The organism is Winogradskyella algicola (assembly GCF_005869935.1).
GTDB classification, from domain to species: Bacteria; Bacteroidota; Bacteroidia; order Flavobacteriales; family Flavobacteriaceae; genus Winogradskyella; species Winogradskyella algicola.
Genome location: NZ_SZQF01000003.1, coordinates 272,781 through 288,521, shown reverse-complemented (window position 1 = coordinate 288,521; position 15,741 = coordinate 272,781). Strand labels below are relative to the sequence as shown.

Sequence of the window (15,741 nt, the reverse complement as noted above, 5' to 3'; positions counted from 1 at the left end):
CGAAAAATCAAATAATTGATTTTATGTTCTATAAATCTTCAAGCAACTTTTTTGCTATTATCGCAGAAGTGGTTTCAATCAAATCAAAAACATATTCAAAATCACTCATATCTCCGTAATAAGGATCAGGTACATTTTTATTTGAAACATTTGGATTTTCCTCAAGAAATAGTTTCACCTTTCCTATATCCGAATTATTTCTTGCCAGACTAACAATGTTGGTGTAGTTTGAAGCATCCATAGCATAGATATAATCAAATTTATCAAAATCTGAAGCTTTAAATTGCCTAGCTGTTTGGTGACTTATATCTACACCATTGTTTTTGGCTACTTTAATGGACCTCTGATCTGGTTGAAGACCTGCATGATATGCTGCTGTACCGGCAGAATCAACATAAAATTTAGAAGTGTTAAGTTTGGATTCCAAGATACCATGGGCTAATGGCGAACGACAAATGTTGCCAAGACACACCATTAGAATTTTAGTCATGGCGTTAAATGTTTAAAGCGATAATTTTTTGGCTAAATCCTCAACGTATTTTCTAAACTGTTTGTCAGTAGACGATAAGTTATCAACAGTTTTACAAGCATGTAATACCGTAGCATGATCGCGCTGCCCAATTTGAGAGCCAATACTTGCCAAAGACGCTTTAGTGTATTTTTTTGCAAAAAACATAGCCAACTGACGCGCTTGTACAATATGTCGTTTACGCGTTTTAGATTGAAGTGTACTTACATCCATCTGAAAATAATCTGAAACGACTTTTTGGATATAGTCTATAGATACTTCGCGTTTTGTGTTTTTAACAAATTTGTCTACAATATCCTTAGCAAGGTTTATTGTAATTTCTTTTTTATTGAAAGATGATTGTGCTATTAAAGAGATTATGGCACCTTCAAGTTCTCTAACATTTGTTTTTATGTGCTTAGCAACATACTCTACAATTTCATCTGGCATTTCTACACCATCTCTGTAAAGCTTGTTTTTAAGGATAGAGACCCTAGTTTCAAAATCTGGAGTTTGTAACTCAGCAGAAAGTCCCCATTTAAAACGAGATAATAAACGCTGCTCAATATCTTGCATATCAACAGGTGCTTTATCACTCGTTAATACAACTTGCTTACCATTTTGGTGCAAGTGGTTAAAGATATGGAAGAATACATCTTGCGTACCTGTTTTACCAGATAAGAATTGTACGTCGTCAATTATTAGAACATCAATGATTTGATAAAAATGAATAAAGTCGTTTCTATTGTTTTTCTTAACAGAATCTATATACTGCTGCGTAAATTTTTCAGCCGAAATATAAAGGACAGTTTTTTCTGGATATTTATCTTTTATATCTACACCAATAGCGTGAGCTAGGTGTGTTTTTCCTAAACCAACTCCACCAAAAATTAAAAGTGGATTAAAAGACGTTCCACCTGGTTTATTGGCAACAGCAATTCCTGCATTTCTTGCCAAACGATTAGAGTCACCCTCTAAAAAGTTTTCAAACGTGTAGCTTGGATTGAGTTGAGACTCAATTTTTACATTTCTTATGCCAGGAATTATGAATGGATTTTTTAACTCAGGACTTTTATTATTAAATGGAACATCAACATCTTGCGACTTTACTGGTGTTCTGTTAGCACTTGGAATCTTTTCTGTAAAAGGTTGCTTGTTGCCATAGGTGTTCTCCATCTTAATAACATACACCAATTTGGCATCGTCTCCTAACTCCTTAGTAAGAGCTACTTTAAGGATTTTAACATAATGCTCTTCTAACCACTCATAGAAAAACTTACTTGGTACTTGAATACTCAATGCATTGCCAGTAAGTTTTACAGCTTGTATGGGTTCAAACCACGTTTTATAGGCTTGGGGTTGTATATTATCTTTAATAAAATCGAGACAATTACTCCATACAGAATCCGCTGTGATCTCCATTAGTTAAATTTAGATTTTAAGTTGTTAGTTAGATTAGCAAAAAAAAAGAGAATTAGGATTCTCTCAGCATTTTGAACATGACAAATATGTGAACAAAATTTTTAAAAAAAAAATCAATTCTAATTGAATTTTAAGATTTTTTTCCCCATGTTTAAAATCTTCTAAAACTACAAATTTTTTATTAAAAATCATCTAAAATTTTGAATTATAACGAAACAAAAATACGTGTCCGCTATGGCGAAACTGACCAGATGGGAGTTGTGTATCACGCTAATTATGCTGTATACTTTGAGGTAGGTAGAACGGAGTGGCTAAGAGAGTTTGGATTCAATTATAGTGCTATGGAAGCAGAAGGTATAATGCTTCCGGTAATTTCACTTAATATAAACTACAAAAATTCAGCACGTTATGATGATGTGCTTAAAGTAAAAACTAAGTTGAAGAAAATGCCAACTGCATCCATAGAGTTTGATTATGAGTTAACAAATCATAAAGGTGAATTATTGGCAACTGGCAATACTATTTTAGCTTTTATTGACACAAAAAAAAATAGACCTACAAGATGCCCAAAATATCTTTTAGACAAACTGCAAAATTATTCGTTATAATTCATCAATTGTAACACCATAAAACTGGTTAAATATTTCAAATACTTTTGAAGCGTTACCTTTTCTGACAGATATTTCTAACAAACAATCAAGCTCTAAGGTTTGTTTTAATATTTCTATTTGATGCTCTTTAAGAATTCGCATCACCTTACTCATGTTTTTATATTCAAATTTGAGTGAGAAATGCTTATTAATTGTTTTTTCAATAATTTCTGAAGCTTCAAGAGCAAATTGAGCGCCAGTTTTGTAAGCGTTGATTAAGCCACCAACACCAAGCTTTATTCCGCCATAATACCTAACAACTACAACAAGAATATTAGTTAGTTCATAAGACTGAATTTGCCCATAGATTGGCATTCCAGCAGAATTATTGGGTTCTCCATCATCGTTTGCTCTAAAACTTATGTTTTCTGTCCCTAATTGATAAGCATAGCACCAATGCCTTGCCGAGTGATGCTCTTTTTTAACTTCATCTATGTAAGCTTTTATTTGATCTTCGTTTTCAACCGGAAATGCAAAACCAATAAATTTACTGTTTTTGTCTTTAAACAACTCTCCAACCGAAGATTTAGAAATGGTTTTATATATGTCTTGAGTCAACATTATAAGGTTACTAAAATTATTGAAATTAAAGCTAAGCCAATACCAAACCAGTTTTTAGAAGATATCACTTCTTTAAAAAGTAATAAGCCTGTTAAACAAGATACTGCAACAATCGCTACATTATTTACGGTAAAAACGACAGAACTTTCAAATCCTTCTACTCTTAATGCTTTTAATAAAAAATACATGGAACAATAGTTTACTAAACCTAAAGCAAAACCAAAGGGAATGGCTTTTACTTTAAAAACCTGTTTTTCTTTTATGGTTTTTATAGATACTAATATCAATCCTATAATTCCTGCGCTAGCAAATATGATAGCCAAAAATAAAGGCATATTCCCTTCAGGTGCAAAATGGTTAACACTTGTTTCTATAACACCAGAACCTAAAAATAGGATAATAGGCAGATAGATGGTCTTTGTCAATCTTACATTACTTTTAGGCTTTATTGATGCTAAGACGACAGCAACTAAAGCGAACATAATGCCCACTATCTTATAAAAACCCACACTTTCATTGTAAACGATGATTCCGAATAAAATAGGTATTATAACACTCATTTTACTCGCAACAGATGCTACTGATAATCCATTTTTCTGAGCTGTAAGTGCCATAACATTAAATATGCTAATAAATAAAAACCCTAATACTAGTGCTACATAAAACCAAGGCTCATTAACAAAATCTATAATATCATTTTTTTTGTCGAATAGAATGATTCCACAGATGCTGGCGGTAATATAATTGTATACGATAGCTTGGAGTGTATCAACATTATATAGTTTAAAGAGTTTAAATAAAATAAAAATAGACGTTGAGGATAAGACACTCAGTACAAGGAAAATCAAAACAGTGTATTATTAAGATTAAACAAATTAATAACATCTTCTTTGGTTTCATCAATATTCCAAACCTTAATACCAAGAGATTTCGCTGTGTCTGTATTTTCTTTAGTATCATCAACAAAAAAGCAACTTTCAGGTTTTAGATTATTACTTTCTAAAACAAAATCAAAAATATCTCTATTAGGTTTTCTCAACTGAATTTCTTGGGATAGATAAAACTGGTCAAAACAGCTTTTAAAGTCTTCATAGAAACTAATATTAGTCTTTATAAAGTCTATATGCATATCATTAGTGTTGCTTAATAATATCAGTTTGTAGCGTTGTTCTTTTGAAAGTTGTTGAATAAACTCTAAGCGATATTTAGGAAAATCTTTTAGGATATAATTCCATGCATCAATGATTTGATTTTCATCTAAATGTGAAAATTTAGATGCATAAAAATTAATAAATTCTTCAGTTGAAATTTTACCAATTTCATATAGAATATTGGTGTTAATCATGTCGTCTTCAAACGTATCAATCTCAAACAAATTAAGTGCGTTTAGCATAGCACCTTGCTTGTCTAGGTTGATAAAAACATCACCAAAATCGAAAATAAGCGTATCAATCATTAATGTATAATTTTAGGCGATCTCCTTTTATTAATTTTTCTGAAACTAATGTACTATTTAGCTGCGGTGCTTTTGTACCTGATTTAAAATTAGTTTTACCAATAAAAATCCGAGCTTCGTCCCATAAATTTTCATCAATAAAGGTTTCAAGCGTTTTAGCACCACCTTCAATAATCACAGAGTTTATATTGTGTTGGTGTAAATAATTACAAATCTCAGAAGCCAGAGTTTCATCAAAATTAAGCTCAGTTTTAGTGAGTCTGATGGTTTTAGCTGAGGAATCAAAAACTTTATAACTCTCTTCGAGTTTGTTGTTCTTATCTATAACAATTCTAATAGGATTTTCACCAGTATAATCTCTAACGGTAAGACTAGGGTTGTCTTCAATTACTGTATTTGTTCCGACTAAAATGGCTTGTTCTTCAGCGCGCCATTTGTGTACCAATTGTCTTGAATAAGTGTTTGTAATCCAAACTGGTTTTTGTTCATCCTTAGTTTCTGGTGCCATAAAACCATCTTCGGTTTCGGCCCATTTCAAAATTATATATGGTCGTTTTTTATTGTGATGTGCAAAAAAACGCTTTAAATGCGCTTTACATTCTGCTTCTAAAACACCAACAATAACATTGCAACCATGAGCCTTTAATTTGGCAATGCCTTTGCCTGCAACATCAGGATTGTCATCTACACAGCCAATTACCACATTTGGGATGTTGTGATGTATAATGAGGTCACTACAAGGTGGTGTTTTTCCGTAATGGCTGCAAGGCTCTAAAAGCACGTAAATTGTACTGTCTTTTAATAAGGATTTGTTTTTAACAGAATTTACTGCATTAACTTCGGCGTGTGGCCCTCCATAAGCGCTGGTAAAACCTTCTCCAATAATACTGTCGTTATGCACAATAACAGCGCCTACCATGGGATTTGGTCTCGTGGTTCCTAATCCGTTTTTGGCAATTTGTAAGCAGCGTTTTATGTAATGCTCGTGTTTTTGCACCTATAACTTAATTTTTACGTCTTCAGTTTTATCAATATTATAGGTAGAAGAATAGCCTAAAACCTTGAACTTAATATCGCCTTTGTATTGCACTTTTAATTTTTTAGATAGTAAACTACCCAACAAACCACCAAGATTACCTTTATTTATAATGCTATCTGTAGCAATAGAAACCGTAAGTGGAATTTTGAACTTGTCTTTAGAAGGTACTTTAAATTCTTTTGATGTAAATGTGGCTATTTCTCTGTCGTTAACAAACACTTTTAAAGCATCTGTTTGAAGTGTGCCACCAACATCATTTGGGTTGCTAAACTCTGCATCTGCACTAATGGTAATAGTCTCAATATTAGAATCTAAAACCTTGATATTATCAATGCCGATAAACTTAGGTTTTTCTCTAACGGTGCAGTTGAAAACAAGTGAACAAATCATCAAAATGAATAATATTCTTTTAATCATAAAAAGGTATTTATAATTATCTTCATGCCGTAAAAACAGACAGAATAAAAGTTTTAATTAAGGTGGGTAAAGATACCATAGTTATTCGAGAAATAGAACAAAAGGACAATCCTAAAATAGCCAAAGCTATACGAAGTGTTTTAATAGAAATGGGAGTGCCAAAGGTAGGTACTGCATACGAAGATGTGTCGTTAGATTGTATGACAGAAACGTATAGTTATCCTAAAACCCGATATTTTGTTTTAGCTCAAAATGAAGAGATTCTTGGTGGTGCTGGTATTGCACCATTAAATAATTACGAAGGAAATGTTTGCGAGTTGCAAAAAATGTATTTTATGCAAGAAGCCAGAGGAAAAGGATTAGGAACTAAAATGATGAATACATGTTTAGACTTTGCCAAAAACGCTGGTTTTGAAAGTTGTTATTTAGAAACCATGCCTTATATGAATGATGCCAGAAAATTGTACAAAAAGGTAGGTTTTGAATTTATCGATAAACCGATGGGGAATACAGGTCATTACTCATGTACGGTTTGGATGCTTAAAACATTTTAATTTTGAAAGCAAAGGATTTAAAAGACATATTTCATAAGGAATTAGATCAAATTTATGGTAAGGATGAGGTAGCAAGCTTTTTTTATTTAAGCTTAGAACATCGTCTTAGTGTGGCCAGAATTCAGTTGCAATTAGATCCTGAATTTACCTTGTCTAAACCTGAAATCGATTTCTTTTTTGAAATTTTAGAAGGGTTAAAGCAGCAAAAACCAATTCAATATTTATTGGGAGAAACTGAGTTTTACGGGTTGCTATTTAAAGTGAATGACAATGTACTCATTCCAAGACCAGAAACCGAAGAGCTTGTAGATTGGATTATAAAGGATGTAAAATATAAAATTCAAAATTCTGAAACAATAAAGATTTTAGATATAGGAACAGGTTCTGGTTGTATTGCAATTTCGTTGGCAAAGCACTTGTCAGAAGCTCAGGTTTTTGCTGTTGATATATCAGAGTCTGCTTTAGAAGTAGCCAAAGAGAATGCGGATAGTAATGGAGTTGAAGTTAAGTTTATTAAAGCCGATATTTTAGAGTCTTCCCTTTGGGAAGGTGTAGCTTTGCGACAGATGGGCTTTTTCGATATCATCGTTTCAAATCCGCCATACGTACGAAAATTAGAAAAGCAAGAAATTAAGCCTAACGTTCTCGATAATGAACCACATTTAGCACTCTTTGTAGAAAACGAAAAACCATTAATTTTTTACAAAGCTATAACTGATTTTGCTGTTAATAAGTTGAAGTCTAACGGCTCGCTGTATTTTGAAATTAACCAGTATCTTGGACAACAAACAAAGCAACTTTTAGTTGATGCCGAATTTAAAGCGATTGAATTGAGAAAGGATTTAAACGGTAATGACAGAATGTTAAAAGGAACAAAAAAGTAACATGAAAAGTGTATCAGTTTTTTGCGGAAGTAGCGATGGAAATGACAACGAAATTATTACTACAGCTTATGCTTTAGGTAAAGAATTTGCTCAAAAAAATATAACGCTTGTTTATGGTGCAGCAAAGATTGGTATCATGGGAAAAGTTGCAGAAGGTGTTATAGAAAACGGCGGTAAAACAGTTGGTGTTATTCCATCATTTCTTAAAACCAAAGAAATTGTTCATACAGAATTAACGGAATTGATTACCACAGACAACATGCATGATAGAAAAGTTATTATGTATGAAAAAAGTGATGGTTTCATTATTATTCCTGGTGGTTTTGGTACTATGGATGAGTTTTTTGAAATCACAACTTGGGGACAATTAGGCTTACATACCAAACCTATTGGTATTTTAAATATCAATGGCTATTACGATGCTTTGATAGAGCAATGCAAAATGATGGTAGAACGTGGATTTTTAAAACAAAACAATTTAGATGCTGTTGTTTTAGACACAACCATTGAAGGACTTTTAGATAAAATGAATAATTACAAACCATTGCCTGCGCCAAAATGGTTGAATAAAGAAAGATTATAGAATGGATATAAAATCTAAGATTGAATCCTTAAGAGACGAGTTACGTCAACACAATTATAATTATTATATACTCGATAATCCTACCATTAGCGATTATGAGTTTGATATGAAGTTGAAAGAACTTCAAGCTTTAGAAGAAGCACATCCAGAATTTTATGATGAAAATTCGCCGACAAAACGTGTAGGTGGTACAATTACTAAGAATTTTAATACGGTTGTACACGATTTTAGAATGTATTCTTTAGATAACTCTTATTCTAAAGAAGATTTAATGGACTGGGAAAAGCGCATCAAAAAAATGGTCGATGGTGACGTGCAATACACATGTGAGTTAAAGTACGATGGTGTATCGATGAACTTAACCTACGAAAACGGAAAACTCGTAAGAGCAGTTACCAGAGGTGACGGAGTGCAAGGAGATGAAGTTACGGCTAATGTAAAAACCATTAATACAGTACCACTTCAGTTAAAAGGTGATTATCCAGAGCGTTTTGATATAAGAGGTGAAATCATTTTACCTATTGAAGGATTTTTAAAAATGAACGAAGAGCGTATTGCTAATGATGAAGAACCCTATCGAAATCCCAGAAATACAGCATCAGGAAGTTTAAAGCTGCAAGATAGTGCTGAGGTGGCAAAGCGACCTTTAGAATGTCTTCTATATAGTATTAAAGGTAATAATCTTAATATTTCTACGCAGTTTGAAGGTTTAGAAAAAGCCAGAGAATGGGGCTTTAAGGTACCACAAGAAGCGAAATTGGTTAATTCTATTGATGAGGTTTTAGAGTACGTAAATTTTTGGGATGAATACCGACACAGTCTGCCATACGAAATTGATGGAGTAGTGGTAAAGGTAAATAGTTTATATCAGCAAGATGAGTTAGGTTATACAGCCAAAGCACCACGTTGGGCTATGGCTTATAAATTTAAAGCCGAACAAGTTTCAACTAGGTTAAATGAAATTACGTATCAAGTTGGTCGTACAGGAGCCATTACACCTGTGGCGAATTTAGAGCCAGTGCAATTGGCTGGTACAATAGTAAAACGTGCATCGTTGCATAACGCTGATCAGATTGAAAAGTTAGACATTAGAGAGGGAGACGAGGTCTTTGTTGAGAAAGGTGGCGAAATTATTCCAAAGATTATTGCTGTAGACCTTGCAAAACGTCCTGAAGATTCTAAACCAACAGTCTACATTACAAATTGTCCTGAGTGTCAAACCGAATTGGTAAGACCAGAAGGGGAAGCAAAGCATTATTGCCCTAATTATAATGGTTGTCCACCACAAATAATAGGTCGTATTCAACATTATATTTCAAGAAAGGCAATGGATATTGAGGGTCTTGGTGGAGAAACCGTTGCGCTTTTGGTAAAAGAAGGCTTAATTTCAAACTATGCTGATTTATATGAGTTAACAGTAGAACAAGTTATTCCGTTAGAACGCATGGCGGAAAAAAGTGCTGAGAATTTGGTAAAAGGTATTGAGGCCTCTAAACAAATTCCGTTTGAACGTGTCTTATTTGCTTTAGGTATTAGGTATGTTGGAGAAACTGTTGCTAAAAAATTAGCAAAGCATTATAAATCTATAGATGCGTTAATGTTTGCTTCAGTCTTGGATTTGGTAACTGTAGATGAAATAGGTGAGCGTATTGCAGAAAGTGTTGTGGAGTTCTTTTCTTCAGAAGAAAATAAAACAATTATAGAGCGATTGAAAGGATATGGTGTGCAATTAGAAATCTCTGCAGCGAAACTAGCTAACCAAACGGAAAAACTCAAAGGACAAACTTTCGTAGTTTCAGGTGTATTTGAATCCATTTCTAGAAACGAGCTTAAAAAACTCATTGAAGATAATGGTGGAAAGGTGTCGTCCTCCATATCATCAAAAACCAGTTATGTTGTTGCAGGTGACAAAATGGGACCAAGTAAGCGTACAAAAGCAGAAAATTTGGGTCTCACTATTCTTTCAGAACAAGAATTCTTATCTTTTTTGAAATAAATTCCTACAAAAAAATTAACTTTTTATCGATAAAAAGCGTTTTTTTATCGTTTAATTGTTTTTTTTTGATATATTCGCCTAATTAATAAGGGATTAATTAATGTTAGTAAATAAAATCTTAAAAGTACTACTATTGCTCTTGGGTGGTGTTTTTATAATACTTCAAGGTCTTGCCTATGAAGTACAAGGTGCCGCTGTAAGTGCTCTGATGCTTGTGCTATTGACCATTTTGTATTGTGGTTGGACAGCAGATAAGTCTAAGCATTTCTTTTGGTTTTTGGTAATTTTTTCAATCGGTCACATTTTAAGTTATACAGGCTGGTTTATGCCATTATTAGAGGTAGACCAATTTGATATACATTATTATGGTGCTAATATCCTTTTTATTAGTGCATATTTATTTTTGATAATCAAAGTTTTAACTTCAATTAATGTTGGTAAGGTTTTTAGAGAGTTGTTAATTCCTGTTATAATTCTTGTTGTATTAGATGTGTTTTGTGTAATTATTGTAACAGATGCTACTGGGAATTCACTTACTACTTATGAATATATTTTAGAGTTTGTTTATAATGGTATTATAATGACGTTATTATCTGTAGCTTTAATAGACTATATGTATAGAAATGATAATAAATCTATGCTTTTTCTATTAGGTTCTATTTGTATAGTTTTTTCAGAAATAATACAATTAGCTTATTATTATATTTTAGAAGATAAAAATTTAGGATTTATTTATTCGTTTTTCCTAGTTGTAGCGTTTGTGTTCTTCTACTTACAATCGCAAATTGATCATACTGGTCCGCAGCCTACATATTTGGATATGGACGAGCAATTAGAAGCTTAATTTCTTGCCTACAACCGGAATATCTTTTCTGAAATAATAAAGAATTACAGCACTCAACAGAAATGTTATCATTGCTGTATAAAATAGAACTCCGCCATCTCCGTTTACTTCAATACCTAGTTGTGTTAAATGCATTACTATTGCGCCACCTATAAGGCCTAAGGTTAAAAGTGCTCCTGCCCAAACAGTTTTTGGTATTAACAGTAAAATTCCAGCGACTAGCTCTAATATTCCAACTCCTATTCGTCCATAAGGCTCCAGACCTACAGTTTCAAAAATATAGACACTATCTGGATGCGCGGTAAACTTAAAGCGAAGCGTTTGAATCAATATAACAGCAACGGCTATTCTTAGCATAAGAATAATTTTGTAAGATTTCATAAACTTTGGTTTAGTTGAAATCTTAGACGATTCAATTTTAGGAACTTACAAAAATTACTAAACGATTATTGTGGTGCTATCTGAATAAAGAGGCTTACCTTGTTCAAAATAAAAGTCAATTCTACCTAAATATAATCCGTAAGCACCAACCTGATTAACCAATACATTCTTGCCTTCACTATTTTGAGTTATAGTTGGTTTTGGTAAAAACGTATGTGTGTGTCCACCAATAATTAAATCGATATCCTTTGTAGCTTTAGCCAAATTTAAATCACAAACGCGATCTGGACTATTTTTATAATAATATCCTATATGAGAAAGACAGATAACCAAGTCGCAAGACTCTTCTTCTTTTAAGATACGCGACATATCTTGTGCAACTTCAATTGGATTGTGATAAACAGTTTCTTTATACATTTTTTTATCGACCAAACCTTCAAGTTGAATGCCCAAACCAAATACGCCAATTCTAACACCATCTTTTACAAGAACCTTGTATGGTTTTACATGTGTGTCCATTACCGTATTGGAAAAGTCATAATTTGCAGAAACAAACTCAAACTTTGCATGTGGTAATTGTGCATAAAGTCCGTCTATGCCATTATCAAAATCATGGTTGCCAATAGTTGCCAAATCATAATTAAGCATACTCATTAGCTTAAACTCAAGTTCACCTCCATAATAATTGAAATAAGGAGTACCTTGAAAAATATCACCAGCATCTAACAATAATGTATTGGGATTTTCTTTTCTAATATTTTCAACCAAAGTAGCACGTCTTGCAACACCACCTTTGTTTGCATTTCTTTTGTCGTTTGGTCCAAAAGGATCTATATGACTATGTACATCGTTAGTGTGCAGAATCGTAATATGTTTTCTGTTTGGTACACAAGATTGAAGATTTAATGCTCCTAAACCAGCAAGTGCTGTAGCAGCAGTTGTTTGTTGTATAAATTGCCTTCTTTTCATCATTATTCTGCAGTTAACTTTGTGAAACGATTGTCAATTTTAGGATTGATGGTGTCTTCTTTTTTGAAATAATCAATCAATACATTTCTAATTTTATAATCTAGTGTGTATAGGCTATCGTTTGGATGAAAGAATGTCATGCGGTCACCGCCATTATATAGATAATCGTTAGTGGCAACATAGTATGTTTCATCTTCAGAAACTTTTTTGCCATTAACCAATGCTTTTTTAATGTTAAAATCTTCATCTAAAAGTAATTCAACTTGCTTAGAGACTGGGTGAGCACGTTTAGCTTTAGAGAGATAGGTAAAGAGTTCATTTATTTGTTTTCCTTTTAAAGCAACAACTACAACAGAATTTTCAAAAGGCATAACTTCGTAAGCTGTTCTTGTCGTGATATTTCCTTGAGAAATTATAGCTCTAATTCCACCATGATTCAGTAAAACAAAATCAATATTCTTGCCTGTACGCTTATTAAATATAGGATTACTTTCACTAAACACAGCATCAGCCATTAAGTTGCCAATGGCAGTATTTAATTCTCCATCGGTTTTAGAATAGGTTTCAGGTGCAAATGAGATAATACTGTCTAAATTCTTATTTACGTTGTCTCTGTAAGGGCTTATAAAATCTTCTATCTCCTTGTTTGATGTAATTTTTTCGTCAATTTCTAGACGATTACCTTCAATTCTATTTGGTAGTTCTTTACAAGAATATACAAGGCTCAAAAAAAGAACTAAAAAAAGTGATTTTTTAATCATTGTTTTAAAATAGTAGTAAAAAAATGGATGTGCTTTTGCTAAATTTGCAACAAAGGCTAAAGATAAATGATTTTAAAAGCATTTAAGGAAAAATCAAATCAAAAATATGTAAACAAATTGTTGTCTGCTCGTAAAGCAGCTGTAAACAACAATAAAGTTAAAGTTATTGCGATTTTACTTAATGTAAGCGAATTCGAAGATTTTGAAGCCTTTAGGAATTATTTTAAAGAATTGAACTTAACATCTCCAAAGCACAAGATTATTGCTTTTACAAAAGATGATAAGTACGAAGGAAGCCAATGGGAAACTTATTTTTCACCAAAGCATTTTGGGTGGAAGGGAAAAATAAACAATATCGACTTGCAAGCATTTATAGATGAACCCTTTGATGTATTGGTAAGTTATTATAAAAATGAAACACCTGAGTTAGATTTAATAACTGCAGCATCTAAAGCCAACTTAAAAGTAGGTCTTAGCAGAAAAGATGAACGTTTATATGATTTAATCATTGATGTAAATCCAAAAGACATTAAGATATTTAAAAACGAACTAAAAAAATATTTAAACATTTTAAACAAATTATAATGACCAAATTTATAGGTACAGGAGTAGCGCTAATTACACCATTTAATGCAGATTTAAGTATAGATTTTGAAGGGCTTGAGCGATTGGTAGAGTATAATATTAAGAACGGTACAGAGTACTTAGTAATTAGTGGTACCACAGGCGAAAGTGTTACGGTTACTGCAGAAGAAAAAAAGGAGTTAATAAAGTTTATAAGCAAAGTAAACAACGGAAGGCTACCATTGGTTTTAGGTATTGGGGGAAATAATACAGCGTCAATCATAAACGAAATTAAGACTACAGATTTATCTAGCATAGATGCCATTTTATCAGTGTCTCCGTATTATAGCAAACCTACGCAAGAAGGCATCTATCAGCATTTTAAAGCCATAGCTGAGGTGTCACCAAAACCAATAATTTTATATAATGTTCCAGGTAGAACTTCGTCTAACATGTTACCAGAAACAACAATAAGACTTGCTAAGGATTTTGAAAACATCATTGCTGTTAAAGAAGCAGGTAATAACGTACATCAATATCTAGAATTGCTAAGAAAAAAGCCTGAAGATTTCTTGGTGTTATCTGGTGATGATGATTTAGCATTAGGTGTAGCCTTAGCAGGTGGTTCTGGTGTAATCTCGGTTATAGGACAAGCATTGCCAAAAGAATTTTCCGAAATGATTCGTTTAGGTATTGCAGGTAGAGCTAAAGAAGCCTATAAAGTTCATTTCGATTTAATGCCAATAACACGTTTAATTTTTTCTGAGAATAATCCTGCTGGTATAAAAGCAGTTTTAGAAGCACTAGAAATTTCTAAATCTTATGTTCGTTTACCGCTTGTTGAAGCAACAGATCAGCTTAAAAAAGATATAAAGATTGCTTTAAAAGATTTAGGTAAAAGTTAAACTTAGTTTAAATAACACAGTGCATTTAAAACAACCATTATTTTAGCGTATAATTTATGTTTTTAAAATCCGTTAAAAATGTGTACTTTTGCATCCTGTTTAAAATTTATGAAGCAAGGAATTTACATACTTTTAGCAACCATTTTATTGGTGTCGTGTAGCGATTTTCAGAAAGCATTAAAATCTGAAGATATAGCTGAGAAATTTAAGATGGCTGATGAATTGTACGAAGCTGAAAAATGGAGTAAGTCTAAGAGACTTTTAGATCAGATTCTTCCAAAGTATAGAGGGAAACCTCAGGCTGAAAAGTTAACATACATGCATGCTAACTGCTCTTACGAAATGGGTGATTATTACATTGCAAGCTATCATTTTGATAAGTTCACAGATATTTATCCACAAAGTGAAAAGGCAGAAGAAGCAGCTTTTAAGTCTGCAAAAGGATACTATTTTAATTCGCCTGTATACTCTAAAGAACAGAAAGAGACTGTCGAGGCTATTGAAAAATTACAGTTATTTGTAAACCAATATCCTAACTCTCAATATTTGGCAGAGGCAAATACATTGGTTAAGGAATTGGATTTTAAATTAGAAAAGAAAGCGTTTGAAATTGCTAAACAGTATGACTTGATTAAAGATTACAAGGCGTCTGTAAAGTCTTTTAACAATTTCTTGTTAGATTTTCCTGGATCTTCTTTAAGAGAAAAAGCCTTGTATTATAGGTTGCATGCAGAATATAATCTGGCGATATTAAGTGTGGATAGGTTAAAGGAAGAGCGATTAAATTTGGCTAAGAATTATTATAAAGCTTTTGTGAAGGCTTATCCTAACTCAGAGTTTCTTGCAGAAACAACAGAGTGGAACAATAAATTAGAAGAAGAATTACAAAATATAACAACAAAAAGTTAATCATTATAACGATGGATTTAAAAAAGACAGATGCACCTGTTTCAACTGTAACGTATAACAGAAATGAAGTTGATGCTGCGACGGATAATATTTATGAAGCGATTTCTGTTATCTCTAAGCGTGCTGAGCAAATTAATACAGATATACGACGTGAGTTAATAGACAAGCTTGAAGAGTTTGCAACTTACAACGATAGCCTTGAAGAAATTTTCGAAAACAAAGAGCAGATTGAAGTTTCTAAGTTTTACGAAAAATTACCTAAGCCACATGCATTAGCAGTAAAAGAGTGGTTAGATGGTAAAATTTATCACAGAAATACTGAGGATACTCAACAATAA

The 15,741-nt window shown here is 32.6% G+C and carries 20 protein-coding genes; 10 read left to right on the top strand and 10 right to left on the bottom strand.

The features are described 5' to 3' along the window. Positions 1-28: 28 nt before the first annotated feature. Together FC091_RS07425 and dnaA are read right to left on the bottom strand one after the other, a co-directional pair. Entirely contained in the window at positions 29-490 is a 462-nt protein-coding gene (locus FC091_RS07425; RefSeq protein ID WP_138433643.1) for a low molecular weight protein-tyrosine-phosphatase, read from the bottom strand. Between the two features lie 12 nt (positions 491-502). Next, complete coding sequence (gene dnaA, locus FC091_RS07420; protein ID WP_138433642.1) at positions 503-1,930, bottom strand: chromosomal replication initiator protein DnaA; 1,428 nt, start codon at positions 1,928-1,930, stop codon at positions 503-505. Between the two features lie 200 nt (positions 1,931-2,130). On the opposite strand from dnaA, the gene FC091_RS07415 reads away from it, so the two are divergent. Continuing rightward, positions 2,131-2,538, top strand: coding sequence for an acyl-CoA thioesterase (locus tag FC091_RS07415; protein ID WP_138433641.1), 408 nt, complete (start codon positions 2,131-2,133; stop codon positions 2,536-2,538). On the opposite strand, the gene FC091_RS07410 is transcribed toward FC091_RS07415, so the two are convergent. The 5 genes from FC091_RS07410 to FC091_RS07390 are packed head-to-tail and all read right to left on the bottom strand — an operon-like array spanning position 2,533 to position 6,053. Further along, on the bottom strand, positions 2,533-3,141 hold the full coding sequence (locus tag FC091_RS07410; protein ID WP_138433640.1) for an IMPACT family protein: 609 nt from the start codon (positions 3,139-3,141) through the stop codon (positions 2,533-2,535). The two genes, FC091_RS07415 and FC091_RS07410, sit on opposite strands and share 6 nt — an antisense overlap. Beyond that, a complete protein-coding gene (locus FC091_RS07405) occupies positions 3,141-3,989 on the bottom strand; it encodes a DMT family transporter (RefSeq protein ID WP_138433639.1) in 849 nt (282 codons plus the stop codon). Before FC091_RS07405 ends, FC091_RS07410 begins: the two co-directional genes overlap by 1 nt. Next, on the bottom strand, positions 3,986-4,597 hold the full coding sequence (locus tag FC091_RS07400; RefSeq protein ID WP_138433638.1) for an HAD-IA family hydrolase: 612 nt from the start codon (positions 4,595-4,597) through the stop codon (positions 3,986-3,988). Before FC091_RS07400 ends, FC091_RS07405 begins: the two co-directional genes overlap by 4 nt. Continuing rightward, positions 4,590-5,594, bottom strand: a complete 1,005-nt coding sequence (ribD, locus tag FC091_RS07395) for a bifunctional diaminohydroxyphosphoribosylaminopyrimidine deaminase/5-amino-6-(5-phosphoribosylamino)uracil reductase RibD (protein ID WP_138433637.1) — start codon at positions 5,592-5,594, stop codon at positions 4,590-4,592. The genes FC091_RS07400 and ribD overlap by 8 nt, the downstream gene beginning before the upstream one ends. Next, positions 5,595-6,053 carry an LEA type 2 family protein gene (locus tag FC091_RS07390; protein ID WP_138433636.1) on the bottom strand — a complete coding sequence of 153 codons (459 nt, stop codon included), beginning with the start codon at positions 6,051-6,053 and terminating at the stop codon, positions 5,595-5,597. It lies immediately after the preceding gene. 62 nt (positions 6,054-6,115) lie between these two features. Between FC091_RS07390 and FC091_RS07385 the strand changes: the two genes are divergently transcribed. From FC091_RS07385 to FC091_RS07365, 5 genes are all read left to right on the top strand, one after another. Continuing rightward, positions 6,116-6,607: a GNAT family N-acetyltransferase gene (locus FC091_RS07385; RefSeq protein ID WP_138433635.1), complete on the top strand. Its 492-nt coding sequence runs from the start codon at positions 6,116-6,118 to the stop codon at positions 6,605-6,607. A gap of 2 nt (positions 6,608-6,609) precedes the next feature. Further along, entirely contained in the window at positions 6,610-7,491 is an 882-nt protein-coding gene (prmC, locus tag FC091_RS07380) for a peptide chain release factor N(5)-glutamine methyltransferase (RefSeq protein WP_138433634.1), read from the top strand. Position 7,492: 1 nt separating this feature from the next. Then, positions 7,493-8,074 carry an LOG family protein gene (locus FC091_RS07375; protein WP_138433633.1) on the top strand — a complete coding sequence of 194 codons (582 nt, stop codon included), beginning with the start codon at positions 7,493-7,495 and terminating at the stop codon, positions 8,072-8,074. Position 8,075: 1 nt separating this feature from the next. Then, positions 8,076-10,070: an NAD-dependent DNA ligase LigA gene (gene ligA, locus FC091_RS07370; RefSeq protein WP_138433632.1), complete on the top strand. Its 1,995-nt coding sequence runs from the start codon at positions 8,076-8,078 to the stop codon at positions 10,068-10,070. A gap of 100 nt (positions 10,071-10,170) precedes the next feature. Beyond that, positions 10,171-10,914 carry a hypothetical protein gene (locus FC091_RS07365; protein WP_138433631.1) on the top strand — a complete coding sequence of 248 codons (744 nt, stop codon included), beginning with the start codon at positions 10,171-10,173 and terminating at the stop codon, positions 10,912-10,914. On the opposite strand, the gene FC091_RS07360 is transcribed toward FC091_RS07365, so the two are convergent. The 3 genes from FC091_RS07360 to FC091_RS07350 are packed head-to-tail and all read right to left on the bottom strand — an operon-like array spanning position 10,903 to position 12,992. Then, positions 10,903-11,295: a DoxX family membrane protein gene (locus FC091_RS07360; RefSeq protein ID WP_138433630.1), complete on the bottom strand. Its 393-nt coding sequence runs from the start codon at positions 11,293-11,295 to the stop codon at positions 10,903-10,905. The genes FC091_RS07365 and FC091_RS07360 overlap by 12 nt on opposite strands. Positions 11,296-11,352: 57 nt before the next feature. Further along, positions 11,353-12,264 carry a bifunctional metallophosphatase/5'-nucleotidase gene (locus FC091_RS07355; RefSeq protein WP_138433668.1) on the bottom strand — a complete coding sequence of 304 codons (912 nt, stop codon included), beginning with the start codon at positions 12,262-12,264 and terminating at the stop codon, positions 11,353-11,355. Between the two features lie 2 nt (positions 12,265-12,266). Further along, positions 12,267-12,992, bottom strand: a complete 726-nt coding sequence (locus FC091_RS07350) for a 5'-nucleotidase C-terminal domain-containing protein (RefSeq protein ID WP_317128733.1) — start codon at positions 12,990-12,992, stop codon at positions 12,267-12,269. 99 nt (positions 12,993-13,091) lie between these two features. On the opposite strand from FC091_RS07350, the gene FC091_RS07345 reads away from it, so the two are divergent. From FC091_RS07345 to FC091_RS07330, 4 genes are all read left to right on the top strand, one after another. Then, the gene (locus FC091_RS07345) at positions 13,092-13,610 is read left to right on the top strand and encodes a DUF6913 domain-containing protein (protein WP_138433628.1); all 519 of its coding nucleotides are present in this window, start codon (positions 13,092-13,094) and stop codon (positions 13,608-13,610) included. After that, a complete protein-coding gene (dapA, locus tag FC091_RS07340; protein WP_138433627.1) occupies positions 13,610-14,494 on the top strand; it encodes a 4-hydroxy-tetrahydrodipicolinate synthase in 885 nt (294 codons plus the stop codon). Before FC091_RS07345 ends, dapA begins: the two co-directional genes overlap by 1 nt. Positions 14,495-14,602: 108 nt before the next feature. Beyond that, positions 14,603-15,403 (top strand): outer membrane protein assembly factor BamD, encoded by an 801-nt coding sequence (locus FC091_RS07335; protein WP_171032486.1) that lies wholly within the window; start codon positions 14,603-14,605, stop codon positions 15,401-15,403. Between the two features lie 11 nt (positions 15,404-15,414). After that, positions 15,415-15,741 carry a DNA-directed RNA polymerase subunit omega gene (locus tag FC091_RS07330; RefSeq protein ID WP_076616447.1) on the top strand — a complete coding sequence of 109 codons (327 nt, stop codon included), beginning with the start codon at positions 15,415-15,417 and terminating at the stop codon, positions 15,739-15,741.